22 protein-coding genes and 2 tRNA genes are annotated in these 25500 nt (G+C 70.3%); 4 read left to right on the top strand and 20 right to left on the bottom strand.

The features are described from left to right. Positions 1 to 28: 28 nt before the first annotated feature. Complete coding sequence (locus I8N67_RS13285; protein ID WP_200303256.1) at positions 29 to 820, bottom strand: hypothetical protein; 792 nt, start codon at positions 818 to 820, stop codon at positions 29 to 31. 222 nt (positions 821 to 1042) lie between these two features. Further along, on the bottom strand, positions 1043 to 3913 hold the full coding sequence (leuS, locus tag I8N67_RS13280) for a leucine--tRNA ligase (protein WP_200303255.1): 2871 nt from the start codon (positions 3911 to 3913) through the stop codon (positions 1043 to 1045). Positions 3914 to 4348: 435 nt separating this feature from the next. Here leuS and I8N67_RS13275 point away from each other — a divergent pair, with 435 nt between their 5' ends. After that, a complete protein-coding gene (locus tag I8N67_RS13275) occupies positions 4349 to 5731 on the top strand; it encodes a ferric reductase-like transmembrane domain-containing protein (RefSeq protein WP_234045614.1) in 1383 nt (460 codons plus the stop codon). Continuing rightward, positions 5728 to 7344 (top strand): NADH-quinone oxidoreductase subunit NuoF family protein, encoded by a 1617-nt coding sequence (locus I8N67_RS13270; protein WP_200303254.1) that lies wholly within the window; start codon positions 5728 to 5730, stop codon positions 7342 to 7344. Before I8N67_RS13275 ends, I8N67_RS13270 begins: the two co-directional genes overlap by 4 nt. Positions 7345 to 7471: 127 nt before the next feature. Here I8N67_RS13270 and I8N67_RS13265 read toward each other — a convergent pair. From I8N67_RS13265 to I8N67_RS13225, 9 genes are all read right to left on the bottom strand, one after another. After that, a tRNA-Ala gene (locus tag I8N67_RS13265) sits at positions 7472 to 7544 on the bottom strand. 140 nt (positions 7545 to 7684) lie between these two features. Further along, entirely contained in the window at positions 7685 to 7918 is a 234-nt protein-coding gene (locus I8N67_RS13260) for a hypothetical protein (protein WP_005479297.1), read from the bottom strand. Between the two features lie 433 nt (positions 7919 to 8351). Next, positions 8352 to 8424: transfer RNA gene (locus I8N67_RS13255), tRNA-Ala, on the bottom strand. Positions 8425 to 8530: 106 nt separating this feature from the next. Beyond that, the gene (locus tag I8N67_RS13250; RefSeq protein WP_200303253.1) at positions 8531 to 9199 is read right to left on the bottom strand and encodes a histidine phosphatase family protein; all 669 of its coding nucleotides are present in this window, start codon (positions 9197 to 9199) and stop codon (positions 8531 to 8533) included. Further along, positions 9196 to 9642 (bottom strand): ribosome silencing factor, encoded by a 447-nt coding sequence (gene rsfS, locus I8N67_RS13245; protein ID WP_200303252.1) that lies wholly within the window; start codon positions 9640 to 9642, stop codon positions 9196 to 9198. Before rsfS ends, I8N67_RS13250 begins: the two co-directional genes overlap by 4 nt. Before the next feature lie 152 nt (positions 9643 to 9794). Next, positions 9795 to 11501, bottom strand: coding sequence for an LCP family protein (locus tag I8N67_RS13240; protein ID WP_200303247.1), 1707 nt, complete (start codon positions 11499 to 11501; stop codon positions 9795 to 9797). A gap of 16 nt (positions 11502 to 11517) precedes the next feature. Further along, a complete protein-coding gene (nadD, locus tag I8N67_RS13235; protein WP_372443696.1) occupies positions 11518 to 12213 on the bottom strand; it encodes a nicotinate-nucleotide adenylyltransferase in 696 nt (231 codons plus the stop codon). Positions 12214 to 12294: 81 nt separating this feature from the next. Beyond that, the gene (locus tag I8N67_RS13230) at positions 12295 to 12462 is read right to left on the bottom strand and encodes a hypothetical protein (RefSeq protein ID WP_005479309.1); all 168 of its coding nucleotides are present in this window, start codon (positions 12460 to 12462) and stop codon (positions 12295 to 12297) included. A gap of 124 nt (positions 12463 to 12586) precedes the next feature. Next, positions 12587 to 12757, bottom strand: coding sequence for a hypothetical protein (locus I8N67_RS13225; protein WP_200303243.1), 171 nt, complete (start codon positions 12755 to 12757; stop codon positions 12587 to 12589). 99 nt (positions 12758 to 12856) lie between these two features. On the opposite strand from I8N67_RS13225, the gene I8N67_RS13220 reads away from it, so the two are divergent. Then, on the top strand, positions 12857 to 14008 hold the full coding sequence (locus tag I8N67_RS13220) for a M48 family metallopeptidase (protein WP_200303242.1): 1152 nt from the start codon (positions 12857 to 12859) through the stop codon (positions 14006 to 14008). 177 nt (positions 14009 to 14185) lie between these two features. Here the strand turns inward: I8N67_RS13220 and I8N67_RS13215 are convergent, their stop codons facing one another. The 5 genes from I8N67_RS13215 to proB all read right to left on the bottom strand — a co-directional run bounded on the left by I8N67_RS13215 (position 14186) and on the right by proB (position 19293). Beyond that, a complete protein-coding gene (locus I8N67_RS13215) occupies positions 14186 to 15256 on the bottom strand; it encodes an SCO2583 family membrane protein (RefSeq protein WP_200303241.1) in 1071 nt (356 codons plus the stop codon). Positions 15257 to 15398: 142 nt separating this feature from the next. After that, positions 15399 to 16001, bottom strand: coding sequence for an SCO2584 family spore wall biosynthesis protein (locus tag I8N67_RS13210; protein WP_200303240.1), 603 nt, complete (start codon positions 15999 to 16001; stop codon positions 15399 to 15401). 109 nt (positions 16002 to 16110) lie between these two features. Continuing rightward, positions 16111 to 17397, bottom strand: a complete 1287-nt coding sequence (locus tag I8N67_RS13205) for a glutamate-5-semialdehyde dehydrogenase (RefSeq protein ID WP_200303239.1) — start codon at positions 17395 to 17397, stop codon at positions 16111 to 16113. 86 nt (positions 17398 to 17483) lie between these two features. After that, the gene (locus I8N67_RS13200) at positions 17484 to 17951 is read right to left on the bottom strand and encodes a DUF8830 family protein (RefSeq protein WP_200303298.1); all 468 of its coding nucleotides are present in this window, start codon (positions 17949 to 17951) and stop codon (positions 17484 to 17486) included. Between the two features lie 160 nt (positions 17952 to 18111). Continuing rightward, positions 18112 to 19293: a glutamate 5-kinase gene (proB, locus tag I8N67_RS13195; RefSeq protein WP_200303238.1), complete on the bottom strand. Its 1182-nt coding sequence runs from the start codon at positions 19291 to 19293 to the stop codon at positions 18112 to 18114. Positions 19294 to 19593: 300 nt separating this feature from the next. Here proB and I8N67_RS13190 point away from each other — a divergent pair, with 300 nt between their 5' ends. Continuing rightward, positions 19594 to 21666, top strand: coding sequence for a CDP-glycerol glycerophosphotransferase family protein (locus tag I8N67_RS13190; protein ID WP_200303237.1), 2073 nt, complete (start codon positions 19594 to 19596; stop codon positions 21664 to 21666). A gap of 102 nt (positions 21667 to 21768) precedes the next feature. On the opposite strand, the gene obgE is transcribed toward I8N67_RS13190, so the two are convergent. The 4 genes from obgE to I8N67_RS13170 form a co-directional block, all read right to left on the bottom strand. After that, a complete protein-coding gene (obgE, locus tag I8N67_RS13185) occupies positions 21769 to 23205 on the bottom strand; it encodes a GTPase ObgE (RefSeq protein WP_200303236.1) in 1437 nt (478 codons plus the stop codon). Between the two features lie 147 nt (positions 23206 to 23352). Next, a complete protein-coding gene (rpmA, locus tag I8N67_RS13180) occupies positions 23353 to 23607 on the bottom strand; it encodes a 50S ribosomal protein L27 (RefSeq protein ID WP_006374707.1) in 255 nt (84 codons plus the stop codon). 14 nt (positions 23608 to 23621) lie between these two features. Then, positions 23622 to 23942 (bottom strand): 50S ribosomal protein L21, encoded by a 321-nt coding sequence (gene rplU, locus I8N67_RS13175; RefSeq protein WP_200303235.1) that lies wholly within the window; start codon positions 23940 to 23942, stop codon positions 23622 to 23624. Positions 23943 to 24151: 209 nt separating this feature from the next. Beyond that, positions 24152 to 25498, bottom strand: a complete 1347-nt coding sequence (locus I8N67_RS13170; RefSeq protein WP_200303234.1) for a phospholipase D-like domain-containing protein — start codon at positions 25496 to 25498, stop codon at positions 24152 to 24154. Between the last annotated feature and the right edge of the window lie 2 nt (positions 25499 to 25500).

The following is a 25500-nucleotide window of genomic DNA, read 5'->3' as shown; positions in this document are numbered from 1 at the left end:
GCCTACGGCGCCGAACGAGCCGACCGGCTCAAGTCGTGTTCTCCGGCCGGGGCTTCTTCTGCCACGGATACGTCGGCCGCGCGCTCGGCGGCGTGATCGCGGGTTTGGGCGGCTCCTCACCACTGCGGGACTCACCACTGCGGGACTCACCACTGCCGGCCCCGGGAGTCTCCCGCCAGGTCTGCCCGGTGGAAGCCGTGGCCTCCGGCTTCGGCGCCTCGGGCCACACCGGCGTGGGCTCGGCCTTGGGCGCCTGGGGCCAGACCGACGCGGGTTCCGTCGTCCAGTGCCGCAGCGCGCCCGCCTCGACGTCGATCTGCGCGCTGAGCGTGTCCAGGTCGTCCTCGGCGAACTTGCGGGCCCGGTCGTGCGCCGCCCACCTCAGTGAGTCGGCGGACTTGACGATCCGCTCCGTGCGCTCGCGCAGGGAGGGCAGCCGCCGGGCCAGCTTGGCGCGGTCCGGCTCGGGCTCCAGGCGCTTGAGCTCGTCGTCCAGCTCCCGGCCGTGCTTGCTGAGCTGCGCGAAGAGGGCCAGGGACTCCTTCAGGGACTCGTCCTCGCCCACACCCGCCTGCAGCGCCTCCTGGGTGGCCCGCATCGAGGTGCGCAACTTCAGCCGCAGATCCGCCAGTTGGCCCACCGGGCCCGGCTGGGCGAGGCTTCTGGCCCGCAGGGTGGTGTCCTCGACGGTCCGCTTGGCCTGGGTGATCGTACGGTCCACGCCGCGCTTGGCCGCGCCGACCGCCTTCACCGTGGCGTACGCGCCCAGCACCACGAGCAGTACGAAGAGCAGGGCGACGACTGCGATCACGGTTTCCACGGGCGCGTTCCTCCTCCGACCAGCACGGCACACGGTGCCGCGCTCTTCAACGGTAAACGCAACGGGCAGGTCCCGAGTTCCACCGGAACCCTGAACCTGCCCGTAGGGGACACCCCCGAACCACAGCCGAACCGCAGCCGAACCACCGTCGAAGCGCGGCCGACCACAGCCGAACCGCGCAGGTCAGCGACGGGCCGCGCCGGGCCGGCCGGCCCGCGAGACCTACGTGACGATATTGACCAGCTTCGGCGCCCGCACGATCACCTTCCGGATCGCCGCCCCGGCCAGCGCGGCGACCACCTTCTCGTCCGCCAGAGCCACCTTCTCCAGCTCCGCCTCGGAGATGGCCGGCGACACCTCCAGACGGGCCTTGACCTTGCCCTTGATCTGGACGACGCAGGTGACGGCCTCGTCGACGACGTACGCGGGGTCGGCGACGGGGAAGTCCTGGTGCACGACCGAATCACCGTGCCCCAGCTTGCGCCACAGTTCCTCGGCGATGTGCGGGGCCAGGGGCGCGACCAGCAGGACCAGGGCCTCGGCGACGGGGCGGGACACCGGGCCGCCCACCTTGGTCAGGTGGTTGTTCAGCTCGGTGACCTTGGCGATCGCGGTGTTGAACCGCATACCCTCCAGGTCCTGCCGTACGCCCTCGATGGCCTTGTGCAGGGCCCGCAGGGTGTCCTCGGCGGGCTCGGCGTCGACGACCGTGACCTCGCCGCTCGCCTCGTCGACGACGTTGCGCCACAGTCGCTGCAGCAGCCGGAACTGGCCGACGACCGCGCGCGTGTCCCACGGCCGGGAGACGTCCAGCGGGCCCATCGCCATCTCGTACAGACGCAGCGTGTCGGCGCCGTACTCCTCGCAGATCGACTCCGGAGTGACCGCGTTCTTCAGGGACTTGCCCATCTTGCCCAGCAGACGGCTGACCTTCTCGCCCTGGTAGTAGTACGCGCCGTCGCGCTCCTCCACCTCGGTGGCCGGCACCGCGAAGCCACGGCTGTCGCGGTAGACGAAGGCCTGGATCATGCCCTGGTTGAACAGCCTGTGGAACGGCTCGGCCGACGAGACATGGCCCAGGTCGAACAGGACCTTGGACCAGAAGCGCGCGTACAGCAGGTGCAGCACGGCGTGCTCGGCGCCACCGACGTACAGGTCGACACCGCCGTGCGGCTGCCCCTCGCGCGGGCCCATCCAGTACTGCTCGATCTGTGGGTCGACCAGCTTCTCGGAGTTGTGCGGGTCCAGGTAGCGCAGCTCGTACCAGCAGGAACCGGCCCAGTTGGGCATGGTGTTGGTCTCACGGCGGTACGGGCGGGGGCCGCGGCCGTCGCCCAGGTCCAGCGTGACGTTCACCCAGTCCGCGTTCCGCGACAGCGGCGTCTCGGGCTGGGTGTCGGCGTCGTCCGGCTCGAAGGTGCGCGGCGAGTAGTCCTCGACCTCGGGCAGTTCCAGCGGCAGCATCGACTCGGGCAGCGCGTGCGCGGCGCCGTCCTCGTCGTAGACGATCGGGAAGGGCTCGCCCCAGTAGCGCTGGCGGCTGAACAGCCAGTCACGCAGCCGGAAGTTGACCGTGCCCTCGCCGATGCCCGTGCGCTCCAGCCACTCGGTGATGCGCGCCTTGGCCTCGACGACGCCCAGGCCGTCCAGGGAGACACCCTCACCGGCGGAGTTGACGACCTTCGCGTCGTACGACCCGAAGGCGTCCTCCCAGATGGAGGTGTCCGTGCCGCGGCCGTCCGTCGGCTCGACGACGCAGCGGATCGGCAGCTCGAAGGCGCGCGCGAACTCGAAGTCGCGCTGGTCACCGGCCGGGACGGCCATGATCGCGCCGGTGCCGTAGCCCATCAGGACGTAGTCGGCGATGAAGACGGGGATCCGCTCGCCGTTGACCGGGTTGGTCGCGTACGAGCCGATGAAGACGCCGGTCTTGTCCTTGGCCTCGGCCTGCCGCTCGACGTCGGACTTCGAGGTGGCCTGGGCGCGGTAGGCGGTGACGGCGTCGGCCGGGGTCGCGTGGCCGCCGGTCCACACGTCGTGGGTGCCCTCGGGCCAGGCATCCGGGGTGAACTTGTCGACCAGCGGGTGCTCGGGGGCCAGCACCATGTAGGTCGCGCCGAACAGGGTGTCGGGGCGGGTGGTGAAGACCGTGATGCGCTCCCCGTCGATGGGGAAGTCGACGCGGGCGCCCTCGGAGCGGCCGATCCAGTTGCGCTGCTGCAGCTTGATGGCCTCGGGCCAGTCCAGCTCGTTCAGGTCGTCCAGCAGCCGGTCGGCGTACGCGGTGATGCGCATGTTCCACTGGCGCAGCTTGGCCTTGAAGACGGGGAAGTTGCCGCGCTCGGAGCGGCCGTCGGCGGTGACCTCCTCGTTGGCCAGCACGGTGCCCAGGCCGGGGCACCAGTTGACCGGCGCGTCGGAGGCGTACGCCAGGCGGTGGTCGCCCAGCACGTCGGCGCGTTCGGCGGCGCTCAGCGCGCTCCACGAGCCCCCGCCGGGCACCGCGCGCTCACCGGACTCGAACTGGGCGATCAGCTCGGCGATCGGACGGGCCTTGTTCGCCTCGCCGTCGTACCAGGAGTTGAAGATCTGCAGGAAGATCCACTGGGTCCACTTGTAGTAGTCCGGGTCGATCGTGGCGAAGGACCGGCGCTTGTCGTGGCCCAGGCCCAGCCGGCGCAGCTGGGACCTCATGTTGTTGATGGCCGCTTCGGTGGTGACCCGGGGGTGCTCGCCGGTGGCCACGGCGTGCTGCTCGGCGGGCAGGCCGAAGGCGTCGAAGCCCAGCGTGTGCAGGACGTTGTGGCCGGTCATGCGCTGGTAGCGGGCGAAGACGTCGGTGGCGATGTAGCCCAGGGGGTGGCCGACGTGCAGGCCCGTGCCGGACGGGTACGGGAACATGTCCATGATGAACTTCTTGGGCTTGGCGGCCAGTTCGGCGTCGCCCGCCAGGTCGCCGCTCGGGTTGGGGGCGGCGTAGGTGCCCTCGGCGTCCCAGAAGTCCTGCCAGCGTGCCTCGATCTCGCCCGCGACGACAGCCGTGTAGCGGTGCGGCGCGGCCACCTCGGCGGCAGCGGGGTTCGTCTCGCTCATGATCCTCAAAGCTCCATCGATCGTCTCTGCCAGCGGCTGTGTCGTCCAGGAAACGAAAAATCCCCTCGCACAGGAGGGGACGCCGCGCCGATTCCGACCACGCCGTTCATCGGCGGTCGGGACTGATCAGCGCGGCTCGCTAAGCAGAAGGCGTACGGCACGCATGGGCTCAGAGTACCGCAGCCCCCACAGCCGCCGCGACGAGGTTACGGGCCACCGATAGACAGAAACCGGCGGCATGTCAGCCACAGGTTCCGGCCAAAAAAGTTGAATAATATTCAAATCTTACTTCGCGTAACAACCTCTAAGGGACATCGTCGACGTGAGATTGCCCCTTGATAACGACGCAATAACTGAAACCTCGTACCGCTCGGTTTGGCACCACTTACAGTTCGACGACGGGACCGCTTTCCCGAACTGTTCGGAGTTGCCCCCATGAACCCTCGTCGCAGTAACAGCTCGCTGCCCCAGACAGGCCGCTCGGCCTATGGGATAGCCACGGCTGCCGCTCTGCTGCTGATACCTGTAAGTGTGCTGGTCGGAGGTGACGTCTACCGTGAGTTCCTCGACTTCGGCGCGGGCGTCCTGTCGCTCGTCTCACTGACCGTCTCGGTGCTCTGGGGTCTCGTCGCCCAGGACCGCACCCTCCTCAACACACGTCAGCGGATCATCGGCCAGGCCGTCCACCGGACGACAGCGATCGCCTCCGTGGCGTTCCTCGTCCTGCATGTCACGGTCAAGTTGGCGCTGGCGCATGTCTCCGCGATCGCCCTGTTCCCCTTCGCCCTCGGGGTGACGGGCTCGGGTGCGCTCATCGGCTTCGGCGCGACCGCCGGATCCATGATGGTCTTCGTCGCCATCACCGGTGCCCTGCGCAGCAACTTCGCCTCTCCCGCACCGGTCGCGGCCCGCTGGCGGGCGATGCACATGATGGCCTACCCGGCCTGGTGTTTCGCATTGGTGCACGGACTCTACGCGGGTCGCGAAGCCAAGCCGATCTTCGTGATCCTCTACGCGATGGGCCTGGTCACCGTGGCCGGAGCCCTGCTGCTGCGCTCCGCCCCCCGCTCGGTCAAGCGCCAGGTGGTCGAGCGGGTCACCGGGATCCTGGGCACCGACGGCCAGCGGCCCCCCGAGGTCGACGAACTCGTGAAGTCCCGCAGCGCCCTGCAGTCCCGTGAGGAGCCCGGCGGCCGGCGCGAAGGCGGACAGCGCGACGGCGGACGGCGCGACGGGATGCGCGACACCGGCCAGTTCCCGCTGCCCGGCTTCGGCGGGCAGAGCCCGAACCCCGCGCTGGGCGACCCGCTGGTGCCCCCGCAGCGGGGAGCGGCCGCAGCGGCCGACAGCGGCCCCGGCTTCGCGGCCGCGTACCGCGCCGTGTCGATGACCCCGCGCGCGGCGGAGCCCACCGCGCCGTACCTGACCCAGCAGCAGCCACCGCTGGACATGCAGCCCACGCAGGCCATGCCCCGCATGGACGACGGCGCCGGCACGGGCACGCGCTGGCCGGCCCCGTCCCCGCCGCCGGTCGGCGAGGCGCCCCCGTCCGCGTACGACCCGATGCAGGACACGTTCGCCGGCCAGGCCTACGCGGGACAGGCGTACCCGGGCCAGGCCTACCAGGCCGAGACGTACACCACAGGGCCGGCCGAAACTTCCTACGGAACGGCTGAGACGAACGCCCCCTACGGCACGTACAACCCGAATGACACGTACAACAGCGGTCCCGCCACTGAAACGCTGTCCGGCTACGACTACGAACCCCCGCCGAGCTCAGGCGAACCCTGGAACGCGCCTTCCGGAGGCTTTAAGTGAACGAGGCCCTTCCCGACGTCCCCGAAGTCCGTGTGGTGGGGCTCCCCCAGCTCACCTCGGGCTTCGACCTCGTCGAGAGACTCGACCTCCCCATGCACCTGAAGGTGCACGGTCCGCTCGAACCGATGGGCGGCGAGCAGCTGGCCCAGTTGTCCGAGCGAATCAACCTGAAGGGCAGGGGTGGCGCGGGCTTCCCGTTCCACAAGAAACTGCGGTCGGTCGCCGAGTCGGCGATCAAGCGCGGCATCCGGCCCGTCGTGGTCGTCAACGGCAGTGAGGACGAACCCGCCTGCCGCAAGGACACGGTGCTGATCAACCGTGCTCCGCACCTCATCCTGGACGGCGCCCTGCTGGTCGCCGAGGCCCTGGGCGCCCGCCAGCTGGTCATCGGGGTGACACGTGAATCCACCGAGCGGTCGATGGAGGCCGCCCTCGCCGAGCGCGGGCTGAGCAACCGGCGCGGCGCCGCCATCCGCGCGAGCGTGCAGCGCAACCCGGTCCGGATGGTCACCGGCGCCGCCGGCTCGCTGATCCGTTCGATCGACGGCGGCCCGCCGATCCCGCCGGGCCGCAAGACCAGCGCGTCCAAGAGCGGCGTCGGCGGTGCACCGACGCTGCTCTCCAACGCCGAGACCTTCGCCCAGCTCGCCATCGGCGCCCGCATCGGCTCGGAGCGCTACGGCAACACCGGCCTGTACGACGAGCCGGGCACCGTCATGCTCACGGTCTCCGGCGCGGTCGCCCGCCCCATGGTGATCGAGGCCCCCACCGGCGTGCCGCTGCGCTACATCCTGCAGCTGGCCGGCGCGCCGCCGGTCCCGCAGGGCGTGCTGACCGGCGGCTACCACGGCAAGTGGATCGACGCCGCGACGGTCAACGAGGCGGTCGTCTCCCGCAATTCGCTGGACGCGGTGGGCGGTGCGCTCGGCGCGGGCGCCATCCTGCCGATCAGCCAGGACACCTGCCCGCTCGGCGAGTCGCTCCAGGTCGCCAAGTGGCTCGCCGAGGAGAGCGCGGGACAGTGCGGTCCCTGCTACCTCGGTCTGCCGGCCGCCGCGCGCGGCCTGGAGGACATCCTCAACGGCGGCGGTCCGGCAGCCCTGGAGGCCCTCAAGCAGGTCGCGAAGAACGTGAAGCGACGCGGCGCGTGTTCGCACCCGGACGGCTCCGCGATGTTCCTGGAGTCGACCGTCAAGGCCTTCACGGACGACCTCGCCGCGCATGTCCTCGGCAACGGCTGCGGACGCCCGGTCGAGGGAGTGCTTCCCCTCTTCGAGGGCGGCCGGATGCCCACCGGTATCCCGGGCGGCGCGGGCGAGGAGGAGAGCGGCGCCAGCCGTCAGAAGATCTTCGTCGACTGGACGCTCTGCCGGGGCCACGGCCTGTGCGCCGACATCCTCCCGGAGGTCTTCCAGCTGGGCGCCGACGGCTTCCCCACCGTCGCCCAGGCGAAGGTCCCCCAGTACGCCGAGGCCAAGGCCCTCCGCGCGGTGCGGCGCTGCCCCGCGCTCGCCCTGCGCGTCGAGGAAGACACCCGCGCCTCCGCCCCGTCCCGCAACCTCCCGGTCCTCTCCCAGGGCCGTGGCCGACGGGCTCTGGGCAGCGGTCGCTGAGCACACCGGTACGCCGAAGGGCGGGTCGCCCCAGAGGGGGTGGCCCGCCCTTCTCGCTGAAACGGCCTTCCGCCGCCAACACCAAGAAGACCCCGTCCACTTGGACGGGGTCTTCTCTACGAACCTGTGGAGCTAAGGAGAATTGAACTCCTGACCTCCTGCATGCCATGCAGGCGCTCTACCAACTGAGCTATAGCCCCTTGCCCTGCTCCGCCGGGTTTCCCCGGCGGCGACGCCAACATTACCGGTCCCCCGCACGCACCACCAAATCGTTTCCGTCGGCCCCGGATCAGCGGTCGATTTGGGGCAATTGCCGAGATGCGCAACCGTGGTGTCGCGCTCAGGCCGTCACGAACGAGTAGAAGCGCTTGAGCGTGCAGTGCTCTTCGAGGAGCCGGCCGTAGATCGGCTCGCCCTCCAGCTCACGGTACGTCTCGATCGGGTCGCCTTTTATGATCAGCGCCCGGGCGCATTCCTCGCACCAGTACTGGTAGTCGGCGTTGACGGGCTCCATGTCGCGGACGATCGGCGTGCCGCTGCCGCACCAGTCGCACTTCCTCCTGTGTGCACCCATCGTTCAGCTCCAGCTGTGGCCGCAGGCCGTGCACACGTAGGAGATCCCTCCGTTGTCACCGAGTACTTGGGCAACATGGAGCGAGCCGCAGGAAGGGCAGAGGAGAGTGGTTTTGCTCCGCATCGCCACCGCGTCGGGAAGATCATGGACCTTCCCGCGGATGCTCGCAGGCATCGCTTCTCCCTCCCGTCGGGCCGCGCCCCTTTCCGGCCGTTTGATTCTGCCACGGCCGGACCAATACGGTCAGCGACGCCTTCGTACCAGTCCGGACACGCGGCAGGAAAGAAGGTCGTCCGCAGAGGTATACGCCTCCGGGGCCACGAGTGCTCAAGCAGGGACGCAGGTCACACACGAAAAATCCCGCCCTCTGACAAGGACGGGATCTTCTGTACGGTTCTGAACCGATCTGTATCGATCTTCGAGGACCGACTTGTGGAGCTAAGGAGAATTGAACTCCTGACCTCCTGCATGCCATGCAGGCGCTCTACCAACTGAGCTATAGCCCCTTGCGTTCTTCCCGCTCGGCGGGGGCGAACAAGAAGAACTTTAGCCTGCGACCAGCCGGAAAGTGAAATCCGGGTCCCGGCCCCGGTAGGAGGCCGTGTACGACGTTCAGTCGTCGTCGCCGAGCACCGGTTCGGGCAGTGTGCCGGCGTTGTGCTCCAGGAGCCGCCAGCCGCGGGCGCCCTCGCCGAGGACGGACCAGCAGCAGTTGGAGAGGCCGCCGAGGCTCTCCCAGTGGTGGGGCTCCAGGCCGAGGAGGCGCCCGATGGTGGTGCGGATGGTTCCGCCGTGGCTGACCACCACGAGGGTGCCGTTCTCCGGAAGCTTGTCGGCGTGCCGCAGCACGACGGGAGCGGCGCGGTCGGCGACCTCGGTCTCCAGTTCGCCGCCGCCGCGCCGGACCGGCTCGCCGCGCTTCCACGCGGCGTACTCCTCGCCGTGCCGGGCGATGATCTCGTCGTGCGTGAGCCCCTGCCAGACGCCCGCGTAGGTCTCGCGCAGACCCTCGTCGTGGCTGACGTCCAGGCCGGTGAGCGCGGCCAGCTCGGCGGCCGTGTTCGCGGCGCGCCGCAGGTCGGAGGCGACGATCGTGTCGGGCTCGAGAGAGGCGAGCAGCCGGGCGGCGCGGCGGGCCTGACCGAGGCCGGTCCCGGTCAGCTCGACGTCGGTGGTGCCCTGGAAGCGGCGCTCCACGTTCCACGAGGTCTGGCCGTGCCGCCAGAGGATGAGGCGGCGGCCCCGGCCCTTGCTGTCGGCGGCGTCGATGCCCGCGGTCATCGCGGCTCCCCATCCAGCTCCGCGGCCTCCTCGGCGGCGCGCAGCTTGGCGTGCTCCGCGCCCTTGCCCCGGGTGGCCTTGGCGTCGGCGGGCAGCTCCAGCTCGGGGCAGTCCTTCCAGAGCCGCTCCAGGGCGTAGAAGACCCGCTCCTCGCTGTGCTGGACGTGCACGACGATGTCGACGTAGTCCAGCAGCACCCAGCGGGCCTCGCGGTCGCCCTCGCGGCGGACCGGCTTGGCGCCGAGCTCCTTGCTGAGCCGCTCCTCGATCTCGTCGACGATCGACTTGACCTGGCGGTCGTTGGGCGCGGAGGCGAGCAGGAAGGCGTCCGTGATGGACAGCACATCACTGACGTCGTACGCGATGACGTCGTGGGCGAGCTTGTCGGCGGCCGCCTGAGCGGCGGCGGTGATGAGTTCGAGCGAGCGGTCAGTGGCGGTCACTACATGGCTTTCCGTCGGCGGTCAGGAACCCTCACGGGCTGCCTCAAGGGTCTCACGGCCCACCGACACCGCCCCACGGGTTCGGGCCCGGCCCCCCGGGGGCGGGCCCCCGAGCGGCGCCGGGGCCCGCCCCCGGCCGGCCCGTGGTCCCGTCAGCCCGTGGTCCCGGTCGTGCCGGTCGTCTCGTAGTTCTGGCCGAGTACGACCGAGACGTCCGCGTTGGACGTGGTCTCACCCTTCTTGACGGCGCCGGCCGGCAGGCCGAGGGTCTTGGCGACCTCGGTGGCGTCCTGCTTGCGGGCCGCGTCGGAGTAGGTGACCTGAGAGGTGGTGCGAGCGGTGCCGGTGGTGCCGGCGTCGAGGAAGGTGTAGCCGCCGTTGAGGACGGCCACGCGGGCCTGTTCGGTGGCGTCCTCGTCGCCGGTGGCGTTCCGGATGCCGACGCGGACCGCGTCCCCGGCGTCGGGGCTCTTCGCGGTGCCGCCGAGCAGGTCCTTGACCACGCTGTCCGAGTCCTCGGCGCTGAGGGTGCCGTCCTGCTGGACGGGCAGCAGCGCGGTCCTGTAGTCGCCGCCCTTGGCGTGGTCGGCGAGCTTGGCGAGGAAGGCGCCGAGGTCGTTCTCGCCGAGCGAGGGGTCGAGGATCTGGGCCAGCGACTGCACGGTGACCGTGGCGGCCTGGGCGTCGGTGGACAGCTTGCGCAGCACGCCCTGCATGACCTGCCCGAACCGCTTCAGCTGCGCGTCCTGCGACTCGCCGGAGGCCCGGTAGGTGGCGTAGGCGACGGCCATCTTGCCGCTGAGGGTCTGTTGCTTGCCCTTGCTGACGAGGGGGGCCTCGGTCTTCTTCTCGGTCTCGGGGTCGGGCACGTCCGTGTCGGTGTCGATGTCGATGTTGCCGACGAGTTCGACGAGGTTGCTCAGATAAGGGGTGTCCAGGCGCCAGGTGCCCTCGATGCTGGTGCCGAGGACGGTGTCGAGTTCCTCGCGGGTACCGGTGGAGCCGTCGTCCTCGACGGACTTGGCGAGGGTGGTCGTGGTGCCGTCCTCGCCGGTCAGGGCGAGGGCGTTGGGCAGCAGGACCGTGTCGCCACGCCCGGCCGTGGTGTTGTTCACGAGCAGCGCCGTGGAGGTGCCGCCCTTCTTCGTGTCGTGCAGATGGACGACGACCACGTCCCGCTTCTGGGCGGCCGCGGAGGTCGTGGTGCCGGTCTGCTCGTCCGAGGACGCCCCGGGCAGCATGCCCGACCACCACATGTAGCCGACGCCGCCGGCCGCGACCATGGCGAAGACCACCACCAGGGCGATGAGGCGGCTCTTGGCGCGCCGCTTGGCCTCCTCGCGGCGCTCGGTGCGGTTCTCGGTGAAGTTCAGCCAGTCGATGACGTCCTCGGAGTCACCGTCGGGCTCCTCGACGAAGGCGAACTGCTCGGTGCGGTAGTCCCGTTCGGCGGCGGGGACCTCGGCGGGAGCCTCGCTCTCCTGGACGGTCTCCGGCGGCCCCGCCTGCTGCGGGATGTAGGCGGTCTGCTCGGCGACATGGGCGGCCTGGTGGCCGGTGCTCGCGGCCTGCCCGTAGGGGTCGTAGGAGGAATCGTGGGAGCCGTGCGAGCCGTAGGAGTCGTACGAGGGGGCGGGGGCCTGCTGGCTCGTGTCGTAGGACGGCACCGGTTGCTGCTGGCCGGGCGTGTACGGGTCGTAGCCGTAGCCCTGGGGCTGCTGCTGTTGCTGCTGCGTCCAGTACGGGTCGTAGGCCTGCTGCTGGGGCACCTGTCGGTACACCGGCTGGCCGTACTCGTCGTAGCCGACGAGTTCGTACTGCTGGTCGCCCCCGTTGCCGGCGTCGTATCGGTCGTTCACCGGTGCCCCTCTCGGCTCACTCGCCGCGGTACAGCTGCCGCTTGTCGATGTAGCGCACCACACCGTCCGGCACCAGGTACCAGACGGGATCGCCCTTGGCGACTCTCGCACGGCAGTCCGTCGAGGAGATGGCGAGCGCCGGGACCTCGACCAGCGATACACCGCCCGCGGGCAGGCCGGGGTCGGCCAGGGTGTGACCCGGACGGGTGACCCCGATGAAGTGCGCGAGGGAGAACAGCTCTTCGGCGTCGCGCCAGGTGAGGATCTGGGCGAGCGCGTCGGCGCCGGTGATGAAGAAGAGGTCCGACTCGGGGTTCAGCTCGTGCAGCTCGCGCAGGGTGTCGATGGTGTACGTGAGGCCCTTGCGGTCGATGTCGATGCGGCTCACGGAGAAGTGCGGGTTCTCGGCCGTGGCGATGACCGTCATCAGATAACGGTCCTCGGCCGCCGAGACCGACTGGTGGGACTTCTGCCATGGCTGGCCGGTCGGCACGAACACGACCTCGTCGAGACCGAACTGCGCGGCGACCTCCTGGGCCGCCACGAGGTGCCCGTGATGGATCGGGTCGAACGTGCCGCCCATGACACCGAGGCGGCGCCGCCCGGGCTCCGACCTGCGGTTTCCCGGTACGGCGGCGATGCTGTCGGCCCGGCCGTCACTCGTTTCGTGCGCCTGGCCGTTCGCGTCGTCGTGCTCCGGACCGGTAGGCATGTCCTGCTCTCCCATGCGTCGAGACCCTACCGGCCCGGCCGACGCGTACCGCTCGAACGTCCTTTTGCGCGGATTGACGGCTCAGCGGTCCCGGTTGAAGCGGGTCGTGATCCACAGCAGCAGCATCAGGGCGAAGAAGGCTCCGCCGCCGGTCAGGTAGGGGCTCAGGCTCTCGTGGTTGCCGCTGTGCTCCCCGCCGCCCTCGGCGGCGAAAGTGACCAAGTCGGCAGCGGTGCTGTGGAAGCTCATCGTCGGCGTGACCTATCCGGGAGTGGGATCGGGATAAAGACCCGCCCATCGTAAGCGGGCGCCCCGGCGGCGATCACGTCGACTCCGTCCAGAGGTGAACAAGCGCGCCCCCGCCTCCGTACCGTCAGTCGTCCCGCTTGTATCCCCGCAAGAGGAACCACCCCATCAGCACGGACCCCAGGACCATCACGATCAGCACCACACGCAGGAGATTGCCCGCGCCCTGTTGCTTCGCGGCGGCCCCCGCCGCCTCGGTGAACCAGGCGGATGCCGCCAGGTCGGGAAGGTGCCCCATGAGATCACTCCTTACGGTTGATGCCCTGCCACGGTAACTCCGCCTAGGCTGGACCCCGCTTCGGGGGCAACATGGGCAATCAGACGCATGGGGGAAAACATGCCGGACGACAGCCACGAGCAGAACGGGCACGAGAACGTGCCCAGCAGGCAGCGCAGGCGCTTCGAGGGGATCTCCTCGCGGGCGTACGAACATCCCGCGGACCGCTCGGCGCTGGTGGCGCTGCGCAAGCTCAGCGGCTTCGACACGGTGTTCAAGGCGCTCAGCGCCCTGCTGCCGGAACGCAGCCTCAGGCTGCTGTTCCTGTCCGACTCCGTACGGGTCTCGGACCAGCAGTTCACCCACCTCAACGACATGCTGCGGGACGCGTGTTACATCCTGGACCTGGAGAAGGTCCCGCCGATGTACGTGAACCAGGACCCGCAGCCCAACGCGATGTGCATCGGCCTGGACGAGCCGATCATCGTCGTGACGACCGGGCTCGTCGAGCTGCTCGACGAGGAGGAGATGCGGGCCGTCATCGGCCACGAGGTGGGCCACGCGCTCTCCGGCCACGCGGTGTACCGCACGATACTGCTGTTCCTGACGAGCCTCGCGCTGAAGGTCGCCTGGATCCCGCTGGGGAATCTCGCGATCATGGCGATCGTGACCGCCCTGCGCGAGTGGTTCCGCAAGTCGGAGCTGTCCGCCGACCGCGCGGGCCTCCTGGTAGGCCAGGACGTCCAGGCCTCGATGCGCGGTCTGATGAAGATCGCGGGCGGCAACCACCTGCACGAGATGAACGTGGACGCGTTCCTCGCGCAGGCCGAGGAGTACGAGGCCGGGGGCGACCTGCGCGACTCCGTCCTCAAGATCCTCAATGTGCTGCCCCGCTCTCACCCCTTCACCACCGTGCGCGCGGCAGAGCTGAAGAAGTGGGCCGAGTCCCGCGACTTCCAGCGGATCATGGACGGGCACTACCCCCGGCGCAGCACGGACAAGGACACCTCGGTGACCGACTCCTTCCGTGAGTCGGCCGCGCACTACACGAGCAGTGTCAAGAGCTCCAAGGACCCGCTGATGAAGCTGGTCACCGACATCGCGGGCGGCGCCGGCGACCTCGGCGGCCGGGTGCGACGCGGCTTCGGCGGCTTCGCCAACGGCGGCGGCTCCACCGCCACGGACACCGGCACCGGCACCGGCACCGGCACCACCACGGACCCGGACACGGACTCCGACACCCCCCGGGACAGGCGCCCGGACGACGAGTGACGCACGGCTACGGCTGCGGCTGCGGCTGCGGCTACGGCTACGGCTACGGCTACGGCTGCCGCCACTGAAGCGGAAGCGCCCGGCCGGAGGTCTGTCGACCTTCGCGCCGGGCGCTTGTGTGTTCGACGGGAGGGCGAGTCTCGGACGGCGGGTCGCGGTGGTCCGGGCGCCCTCGCCTCAGACCTTCGGCTGCGCGCTCTGGGCGAGCGAGCCGCAGAGGGCGGTGGCGCCGCCCGTGGCGTACGGGTCGGTGCCGGCGGCCGGGCCGCCCCCCTTCGCCGTCTGGCCGGCGAGCAGCGGGCGCAGATGCTCAGCGGCGTCGTCGGCGCAGGCCAGCGGCCCGGCCTGGACGTAGGAGACGACGACCTCGGCCTGGTGGGTGCGCAGGTCGTCCTGGTCGAAGCGGAAGTGCAGCTCGCGCCGGACGGTGAACAGCGAGGCCCGCGCGCCGGCTTCGTCGCCCGCCGAGCGCAGCGCGTAGACGAAGGTGTGGGAGGCGACGACCTCCAGGGTGCCGGAGTCGAACTCGGCGGCCTGGAGTGTGCCCTGGACGCGGATCTTGTGGTCGGCGAGTTCGGCGCGGGAGGGGTCGAAGCGGACCAGCCAGCCGGTCGGGGCGTGCCGCCCGTCGGCCGCCGGGTGGTCGAAACTCTGCTCGAACTGGTCGAGCTGCTGCGAGTCGAGCAGCCGCCGCACAGGCTGGACGGTGGTGCCGCCGAGCACCTCCGGGTCGAGCGCCGAGGCGACCAGGTACTCCTTGGCGATGGTCAGCGCGGAGACGACCTGACTGTCGGAGAAGTGCTCGGTGCGCCGGGTGACCGGCATCGTGATGCCCTCGGCGCCGATGCGGAACTGGGCGGCCGGGCTGTGCGCGTACAGCTTCTCGGGGTCCTCGGCGCCGGGCACCGGGGCCTGCGGCGAAAGCGGGATCACCGTCATCCTGAGCGGCTCGGTGGGCTTGGCGGCCGGGGTCGCGTACGGGTGGCGGACACCCAGGTAGATCGCGGTGCCGAAGGCGAGGGCGATCAGCAGGACGAGGGCGAGAGCCTGCTTGGAGAGCCCGCGGCGCCGGGGCGGGCGGCGGCGGACGGCCGGGGCGTGGTCGGTGAGGCGCTCCTGCGCGGAGAATTCCTGGAGGCGGGCAGCGCGGACGAACGATTCGTCGAAGACGACGGATCGGTATTCGTCCTCTCCACCGCCGGGGGCGCCCTCGGGACTCCCCTCAGGTGGGTTTCCAGGCCCGCCCATACCTTCAGAGTAGGTCGCCGGGAGCTCCGGTAAACGTGCTGGTGCACGACAAGTTCTGACAGGTTCGCACCAGGTTTCGAACGGACGTCGAAGCACCCGCCAAGGTCCGCCCGGGCCCGCTCAAGGCCGCTGCGGGGCCGTCTCAGGGCGTTCGTGGCACCGCCGAGGCCGACACCGCCGGCTGGGAGTAGTCCGCGGAGGCGGAGGGGCCTGTCGGGGTGCCCTGTTCGACGCCGGTGGTGGCGGGCGGCAGCGGGACCTCGCCGCGGCCTGAGGAGGCGCCCCGGTAGACCGCGGTGAAGGCCAGCGCGACCATGCCGATACCCATGACCAGGGCGAGGATCCAGGCGACGGGCCGGTGCCAGCGGGTCTGCTTGCCGTACGGCCTGCCGAACGCACCGTCGGGGCCGTAGCGGCCCTCCAGGATCTCGGTGTCGTCGAGATCGTCCAGTTCGTCATCACGACCGTGGCCGAAATCGCGGCCGTAGCCGTCGTCGTACCGGTCGTCTTCGCCGCGGACGCCTCTGGAGTGGGCCCGGCGCGCCTCGGCCTCCTGGGCCGCGGCGCGGGCCTCCGCCGCCGCGAGCAGGCGTTCGACCGCGGTCGGCTCGTGGACCACGGCCGCCCGTACGAAGTCCTCGTCGAAGACCACGGAGGCGAACTCTTCGTCCATACCCCCGCGGTCGCGGTCGTCGTCGGGCTCCCAGCCGTCCGGGAACGGCGTGCCCCCCACGTCCTCCGGCACGGCTCCAGAGTAGACCGGGGTGGTCAATTTGGGCAGACGGTAAGGAAATTCATCCGTTTTGCTATGTGGCCCACAGGGACGCCGTCCGCGTCCCCGTGCGCGGCCCCCGTCAGCGCCGTACGTGCCCGTCGCCCGTGACGATGTACTTCGTGCTGGTCAGCTCGGGCAGACCCATGGGGCCGCGGGCGTGCAGCTTCTGGGTGGAGATGCCGATCTCGGCGCCGAAGCCGAACTGGCCGCCGTCGGTGAAGCGGGTCGAGGCGTTGACGGCGACCGTCGTGGAGTCGACCAGCTGGGTGAAGCGGCGGGCGGCCTGCTGGGAGGTCGTCACGATCGCCTCGGTGTGGCCGGAGCTCCACAGCCGGATGTGCTCCACGGCTCGGTCCAGCGAGTCGACGACGGCGGCGGCGATGTCGTACGAGAGGTACTCGGTCTCCCAGTCCTCGGTCGTGGCCTCGACCACGGTGGCCTTCGAGTCCTTCGCGTACGCGAGGACCCGCTCGTCGGCATGGACGGTGACCCCGGCCTCGGCGAGCGCGTCGAGAGCGCGGGGCAGGAACTCGGGGGCGATGTCCTGGTGGACGAGGAGCGTCTCGGCGGCGTTGCAGACGCTGACGCGGTGGGCCTTGGAGTTGATCAGGATCTCGATCGCCATGTCGATGTCGGTGTGCGCGTCGACGTAGATGTGGCAGTTGCCCGTGCCGGTCTCGATCACCGGGACGGTGGACTCCTCGACGACCGTGCGGATCAGGGAGGCGCCGCCGCGCGGGATGAGGACGTCGACCAGGCCCCGGGCGCGCATCAGCTCGCGTACGGAGTCGCGGTTCTCGCCGGGCACCAGCTGGACGGCGTCGGCGGGCAGCCCGGCGCCGCCGACGGCGTCGCGCACCACGCGGACGAGGGCGGTGTTCGACTCGAAGGCGGAGGACGAGCCGCGCAGCAGGGCCGCGTTGCCGGACTTCAGGCAGAGGGCGGCGGCGTCGACGGTCACGTTCGGGCGGGCCTCGTAGATGATGCCGACGACGCCGAGCGGGACGCGGACCTGGCGCAGGTCGATGCCGTTGGGGAGAGTCGAGCCGCGGACCACCTCGCCGACGGGGTCGGGCAGCGCGGCCACGTCACGCACGTCGGCGGCGATCGCCCGGATCCGCTCCGGGGTCAGCGTCAGCCGGTCGACGATCGCCTCGCTGGTGCCGGCCTCGCGGGCCCGCTCGATGTCCTTGGCGTTGGCCTCGACGATTTCACTCGTACGGACTTCCAGCGCGTCCGCGATGGCGAGCAGCGCGTCGTCCTTGTCGGCCCGCGGCAGCGGCGCGAGGTCGGCGGCGGCGGCTTTGGCGCGGTAGGCGGCCCGGGTGACCGGGGTCATGGAGTCGTACGGCGAGAGCGAGGTCATAAAGGAAGGGTAGTGCGCCCGGCGGGGGCGTCCATCGGCTGTTCCAAAGCGCGAGACACACCCCGGACGGCTCCCGGGCGGGGCGGTCAGAACGGGTGGACGCCGACGGGCGTCGCGGGCGCCGGCCCGTAGCCCTCGGCGATCCGGTGGTGGTACGTCTGGCGGTCGATGACCTCCAGGCCGACGATCTCCCAGGGCGGCAGCCCGGCCGTACGGCGGTGCTCACCCCACAGGCGCAGGGCGACGGCGGCCGCGTCGTGGAGGTCGCGGGCCTCCTCCCAGTAGCGGATCTCGGCGTGGTCGTTGGCATAGCGGCTGGTCAGCAGGAAGGGGTGGTCGTGGGCGAGCTGTTCGAGGCCGCGCCGCACCTCTTTGAGCGGGGCCTCGGGCCCGGAGACGCTCAGCGTGACGTGCCACAGCCGGGGCAGGTCCTGCGGCTCCTCGACGCTGTCGCTCTCGTACGTGTCCGAGGCGGCGACGCTGGTGAGCGCCCGCCCCTCGCCGGCCGCACGGGAGGTACCACCACCACGGGACGTCGCGGCCCCGGGGCGCACTCGTCTCACGACGGCCTCCTTCGCAACGATTCGTGCTTGGCAATGGGTCGTGCGGAATCTCCCTGAGACAAAGTTGAGCAGGCTCACGGGCTTCGCGTGGCGGTTTTACGGAACGCGCACTGCCGGGGCCCGTGCTTTCGCCCCCCCATGGGGCCGCTGGTCAGGGGTGCAGGAGGACGAGGTCGTCCCTGTGTACGACCTCTCGTTCGTACGCGGGACCCAGCTCGCGCGCCAGTTCCCGGGTCGAGCGGCCGATCAGCTGGGGGATCTCCTTGGCGTCGAAGTTGACCAGCCCGCGGGCGACGGCCCGGCCGGCGGCGTCGCGCAGCTCGACGGGGTCGCCCGCGGTGAAGTCGCCCTCGACCGCCGCGATACCGGCCGGCAGCAGCGAGGTGCGGCGGTCGACGACCGCGCGCACGGCCCCGTCGTCGAGGGTGAGCGAGCCCTGCGGGGCGGAGGCGTGCTGGAGCCACAGCAGCCGGTCGGCGGAGCGCTTGCCCGTGGAGTGGAAGTAGGTGCCGGTGTCGCCGCCGGTCAGGGCGTCCGCCGCGTGGACCGCGCTGGTCAGCACGACGGGGATGCCGGCGGCCGCCGCGATCCGGGCCGCCTCGACCTTGGTCACCATGCCGCCGGTGCCGACCCCTGCCTTGCCGGTGCTGCCGATGTCGACGTGCGCGAGGTCCGCGGGACCCCGAACCTCCGCTATCCGCGACGTGCCGGGCCTGCTGGGGTCGCCGTCGTACACGCCGTCCACGTCGGAGAGCAGGACCAGCAGGTCGGCGCGGACGAGGTGGGCGACGAGGGCGGCGAGGCGGTCGTTGTCCCCGAAACGGATCTCGTCCGTGGCGACGGTGTCGTTCTCGTTGACCACCGGCAGGGCGCCCATCGCGAGGAGCTTGTCGAGGGTGCGGGAGGCGTTGCGGTGGTGGGAGCGGCGGCTCATGTCGTCGGAGGTGAGGAGCACCTGCCCCACGCGGATGCCGTAGCGGGCGCAGGAGGCGGTGTAGCGGGCCACGAGCAGGCCCTGGCCGACGCTGGCGGCGGCCTGCTGCCGGGCGAGGTCCTTGGGGCGGCGGCGCAGGCCCAGCGGCGCGAGCCCGGCGGCGATGGCGCCGGACGAGACCAGCACGATCTCCCGCTCCCCTCCGCCCACCCGACTCCCACCACCACCCTCAACCGAGGCCCTTCGGGCCGCCCCCGGCTTTCGGGCCTTGGCGAGGACGTCCACCAGGGCGTCCACCCGGTCCGCGTCGAGGCCGCCGGAGGCGGTCGTCAGCGAGGAGGAGCCCACCTTGACGACGATCCGGTGCGCATCCACAACGCCCTGCCTTGCCGCTGACACGCCTATCCCCAATGTTCCGAACCAGCCTGGTGTGTGCAGTTCGCAATCTACGTGAGGATGCGGATCGGACGCTTCACCATTTCGCTGGGCGGACCGCTTGGGAGCGAGTGGGCGCGGGGCCGAGTGTGCCCCTTTGTGAGGAGACCGTGAGAAGCCCCACGACCCTCCGGGCGATACGCCCGATTGTCCCCAACTGTCCTCCTGCCGTCCTCGCGGCAGATTGCTCCCCGGGCGCCCTAGGTCATACGGTCAGGGATCGGCCCCCTCCATCCCCTCGCACCCTCCGCAGGAGCCCAGCCCGTGCCCTCCGCAGGCCTCGCCCCACGCCGCATCGCGCAGCTGTCAGCACTGCTCGCGATGTTCGCGCTCTTCACGGCCCAGATCGTCTCCGCGCTGCTGCCGAACATCCCCGTGTTCGTCGCCGCGAGCGCGGCGGGCCTCGCCCTGGACACGTTCCTGCAGTACCGGGACCCCGGCCTGCTCGCACCGCTGAGCAAGGTCCGCTTCGACGCCCTGGTGCGCCAGCTGCTGCGCGACATGGTGATCCTGGTGGGGCTGCTGCGCATCGACGGCATCGACCCGACGCGCGAGCAGGCCCCCCTCGTCGTCGGCGTGTTCGTCTTCTACGCGGTGCACTTCACCTGCCAGGCCCTCTCGGTCCTGGTGCGCCGCACCCGGACGCTGCCGATCGTCACCCGCAACATCGACGCCTCCGAGCTGCGCCTGACCGCCGCCCCGCCGCGCATCCTGGCCCGCCGCCAGGCGCACCGGCTGCTGACGTTCTCCCTGCCGATCACGGCCGGCCTGGTGGCCACCGCGGCCACTCAGGACGCCACCTGGGGCGGCCTCGGCCTCGGCGCCGGCCTCACCCTCCTCGTCGCGGGCACCGCGTACCTGGCGACCTGGCTGCTGCCGAAGAAGCGCGCCAGGAGCGAGCAGCAGGTCATGGAGTGGCTCGACAAGTGGCTGGCGAAGTACCGGCCGACCACCGCGATGTACTTCTCCGGCGGTACGACCTCGGCGTACCAGGCGAACATGTGGCTCTCGACCCTCTCCCAGCTCGACAAGCCGCTGATCGTGCTGCGTGAGCGCTTCATGGTGCAGAAGATCGACGCGACGGACGTCCCGGTCATCTGCTTCCCGAAGGTCTCGACGATGTTCTCCCTGGAGAACTCGACGCTGAAGATGATGCTGCACCCGGCCAACGCGGCGAAGACCTCCCAGGTGCTGCGCATCCCCACCGTCAAGCACGCCTTCATCAACCACGGCGAGAGCGACAAGCTGTCCTCCTGCAACCCGTACGCGAAGGCGTACGACGAGGTGTGGGTCGCCGGTCCCGCCGCGCGCGAGCGGTACGCGCTCGCCGAGGTCGGCGTCGAGGACAAGGACATCGTCGAGGTCGGCCGCCCGCAGCTGGCGCCGATCCGCCCGTACGCGGGCCCGCCCACCGGCACGTACACGACCGTCCTCTACGCCCCCACCTGGGAGGGCTGGGACGGCAACCCCGGCAACACCTCCGTGGTCCTGGCCGGCGAGAACGTCGTCCGTGAGCTGCTCGCCGACGACAAGGTCCGGCTGCTCTACAAGCCGCACCCGATGACCGGCTCGGTCGACCCGCGCGCGGGGGCCGCGAACGAGCGCATCAAGGCGATGATCCGCGAGGCGAACACCAAGCGGTCCGGGGCCCGCCCCGGGCCTGAGGCCGCCGCCGAACTGACGCGCCGCACGGCCGAGTTGGACCGGCTGACCTCCACCGCCTTCCGGGCCAGCGCGGACGAGATGGAGCGGATGCTGCTGCAGGGCACGCCCAGCGGGAACCGCGAGGCGGCGATCGCCGAGGCGACGCTGGCCTGGGAGAAGGCGTACTGGGCGGCGTTCCCCGAGTGGGAGCACAGGATCGTCACCGAGGCACGGCCCGCGATCTTCGCCTGCTTCAACGTGGCGGACCTGCTGATCAGCGATGTCTCCTCGGTCGTCTCCGACTGGCTGTCCAGCGAGAAGCCGTACTCGGTCGCCAACACGTCCGGTCTGTCGCAGGAGGCGTTCCGCACGGCCTTCCCGACGGTCTCCGCCGGTGTCGTCCTGACGCCCGAGGCCGACGGCGTCCCGTCCCTCCTCGACGCCGTCCGCCACCCCGAGAAGGACCGCTTCACCAAGGCCCGCGCCACGCTCAAGGAGCAGCTGCTCGGCCCCTCCGACCCGCCATCGCACATCCGCTTCGACTCCGCGGTCAAGGCGCTCTGTGCCGAGGCCGACGACCGTCGCGTCCGTATGGAGTCCCGCCTCGCCAACGAGATCCCCTCGCCTCGGGGAGTGGGGGACGAGCTGGTTTCCGACGACGCCGAGCCCAGCGAGGCCGAAGCACTCCGTTAGGAGCTGGCGAAGGGCCCCGGAGTTGTCTCCGGGGCCCTTCGTTCTGCCACCTTTGCCGTCTTTGCCGCCGCCCGACAGCTCGGGGAGCGCGGCGTCTGCGGGCTAGAACGGCTCGAAGTCGCCGAACTCCTTGTCCGCCTCGTCGAGTTCCGCCTGGCGGTCGCGGCGGCGCTGGACGGCGGGGCGGGGGGCCTCGAAGCGGTGGTCCTCGCCTCGGCGGCCGAGCATTTCCGCGCCGGCCATGACGGTGGGCTCCCAGTCGAAGACGACGGCGTTGTCCTCGGGGCCGATGGCGACGCCGTCGCCGGAGCGGGCGCCCGCCTTCATGAGCTGTTCCTCGACGCCGAGGCGGCTCAGCCGGTCGGCGAGGTAGCCCACCGCCTCGTCGTTGCTGAAGTCGGTCTGGCGGATCCAGCGCTCGGGCTTCTCGCCACGGACGCGGAAGAGGCCGTCCTCCTCCTGTACGACGGTGAAGCCCGCGTCGTCGACCGCCTTCGGGCGGATGACGATCCGGGTCGCCTCCTCCTTCGGCCTGGCGGCGCGTGCCGTGCCGACGAGGTCGGCGAGGGCGAAGGACAGCTCTTTCAGCCCGATGTGGGCGACGGCGGACACCTCGAAGACCTGATAGCCACGGGCCTCCAGGTCCGGCCGCACCATCTCGGCGAGGTCCTTGCCGTCGGGCACGTCGATCTTGTTGAGGACGACCATCCGGGGCCGGTTGCCGAGGCCGCCGTACTCCTTCAGCTCCTCCTCGATGATGTCGAGGTCGGAGACGGGGTCGCGGTCGGACTCCAGCGTCGCCGTGTCGAGGACGTGGACGAGGACGCTGCAGCGCTCGACGTGGCGGAGGAATTCGAGGCCGAGGCCCTTGCCCTGGCTGGCGCCGGGGATGAGCCCGGGGACGTCGGCGATGGTGTAGACCGTCTCGCCCGCCGTGACCACGCCCAGGTTCGGGACGAGGGTCGTGAAGGGATAGTCCGCGATCTTCGGCTTGGCGGCGCTCAGCACCGAGATCAGCGAGGACTTGCCCGCGCTGGGGTAGCCGACGAGGGCCACATCGGCGACGGTCTTGAGCTCCAGGACGATGTCCAGCAGCCCTCCCGGCACGCCGAGCAGCGCGAAGCCGGGCGCCTTGCGGCGGGCGGAGGCGAGGGCCGCGTTACCGAGGCCGCCCCGGCCGCCCTGTGCGGCGACGAAGGTGGTGCCCTGGCCGACGAGGTCGGCGAGGACGTTGCCGTGCTGGTCCAGCACCACGGTGCCGTCCGGGACCGGCAGGATCAGGTCCTGGCCGTCCTTGCCGGAGCGGTTGGCGCCCTCGCCGGGCTTGCCGTTGGTGGCCTTGCGGTGCGGGGAGTGGTGGTAGTCGAGGAGAGTCGTCACCGACTGGTCGACGACGAGGATCACATCGCCGCCCCGGCCGCCGTTGCCGCCGTCGGGGCCGCCGAGCGGCTTGAACTTCTCCCGGTGAACGGAGGCACAGCCGTGACCTCCGTTACCCGCGGCGACATGCAGTTCGACGCGGTCCACGAAGGTGGTCATGGTGGTGCCTCCAGTTACAAAAGGAAATGTCTTAGCTGTAACACGTCAAAGGCGGACCCGCTTCCCCGTACGGAATCCCGTACGGGGAAGTGAGGCCCGCCCTCGACGAATCGCTGGATCGCTCTACGGAAGCCTTGGTCCGAGGACTCAGGCGACCGGAACGATGTTCACGACCTTGCGACCACGGTGGGTGCCGAACTCCACGGCGCCCGCGGCCAGCGCGAACAGCGTGTCGTCCTTGCCACGGCCGACGCTCGCGCCGGGGTGGAAGTGGGTGCCACGCTGGCGGACCAGGATCTCACCGGCGTTGACGACCTGACCGCCGAAGCGCTTCACGCCGAGCCGCTGAGCATTGGAGTCGCGACCGTTCCGGGTGGACGATGCGCCCTTCTTGTGTGCCATCTCTCCTCAGTCCCTTACTTCGCAGCCGCGGGGATCTCAGTGACCTTGATCGCCGTGTACTGCTGGCGGTGGCCCTGACGACGGCGGTAGCCGGTCTTGTTCTTGTAGCGAAGGATGTCGATCTTGACGCCCTTGTGGTGGTCCACGACCTCGGCCTGGACCTTGATGCCGGCCAGCACCCACGGGTCGCTGGTCACAGCGTCGCCATCGACGACGAGCAGGGTCGAGAGCTCGACCGTGTCGCCAACATTGGCAGTGGAAATCTTGTCAACCTCAACGATGTCGCCGACAGCAACCTTGTGCTGGCGACCACCGCTGCGCACGATGGCGTACACGCGGATCTCACTCTCTAGCTCGGGATCGGTACCCCCGCAGTCCAGCCGCTCGACACGCGAACAGCCTCTCCCCGGCGCCCGGCGCCCGGAAGGAAAGAGGTTTACGGGGATGCGGCGCGTCGATGGACAACTATGGACACGCCGACGGCCAAGGTTACGGGGCTACGCCCGAAGGGGTCAAACCGAGCCCCTTCCGTCCCGCCCGGCGCTCATGTGGTCGGCTTCTCGCCGTCCGCCGGCAGCGGCTTCACGCCCTTGCACAGGTCCGTGGTATCGGCCTTGCCCGGGTATGCGACGGCGATCACCTTGTTGAAGTGGGCCCGGTACATGTCGTGCACGGCATCGTCGTCGACCTTGACGATCGACTCGTCGTTCTCCCGCAGCGCGGGCCCGGTGTAGTTGCCCGAGCCGGTGAAGCTGATCTTGTTGCGCACCCCGTCGTACATACCGTCGACCAGGATGTACTTGGAGTGGATGATGTACGGCGTGGTCAGCTTCTGCCCGGTGTTCACGGGGTCCCGGTCGTCGTTGTAGCAGCGCACGGTCGGCCCGCCGGACGTGTGCATCTTCTCCCACGTCCCCTTGGTGCCGCCGCTGCTCTTGGCGCTGTCCGACTCGGCGTACACGATGCTCACATCGCAGCCGGCCTTCTTCAGCGCGACCAGCTTCTCCGCGATCGCCAGCCGAGTGATCTTGAAGATCGCGACCCGCACCCAGGTCTTCCGCGTCACACCGGCACTGTCCTTGTAGGAGCACTGCACGTTGTTGAGCACCGAGTACACGCTGTCGGTGGCCCGCGTGTTCCCGGCCCGGGGGAAGAAGTACGCCTTGTAGAGGCCGTTGCTGACGGTCCGGTAGTCCCAGGAGGCCCAGTCCCGGGCGGCCATCGTGTCGAAGTAGTCCGCGTACGCGTCGTACATCGTCGGATTGTCCGGCAGCAGCAGCGCGTCGTTGAAGAACTTGGTGTGCGCCGACGGCGTCGAGTTCGACGTCGTCTGCACGACCACGTTCGTCGCGCCCTCGACCGCCGAGAACAGCCAGAACTTGTTGTGCATGATCGACTGCCCGTACTTCGGATCGCCGAGGCAGGACCTGTCGACGGCACAGGTCGCGATGTACGACCCCTTCGCACGGTCGGTGCCGAGCGCGGCGGCGAGACTGCCGTACGCGGTGTTGGCGGGGCGGTCGCTGATGCTCGACTCGTCCAGCAGGACCTGGACGTGGACGCCACGGTTCTTCGCGGCGACGAGCGCGTCGACGACGGACGCCTCCCACACGTGGTAGACGGCGACCTTGATGGTGGAGCCGGGCAGCGCGGCGGCCGTGAGTTCGATGAGCCGCGTACGTATCGCGAGTTGCTCGCTCCCCGTCCCCAACGGGTCGTTGAAGATGGGGCCTTCGGTCCAGGTCGGGGCGGCCTGCGCGGTCCCCGCGGACATCGCCGTCTGCACACCCGCCGCCGCCAGCACGGTGGCCAGCGCGACGGCCCTGCGCGCCCCCCTGAACGGCCGCACGGCACTGTCCCGCCCATCGCTCTCCAGGCGCACGCGCACCATGC

This window comes from Streptomyces adelaidensis, from assembly GCF_016598475.1.
GTDB lineage: Bacteria > Actinomycetota > Actinomycetes > Streptomycetales > Streptomycetaceae > Streptomyces > Streptomyces adelaidensis.
This window is presented reverse-complemented; position numbering and strand designations above follow the sequence as displayed.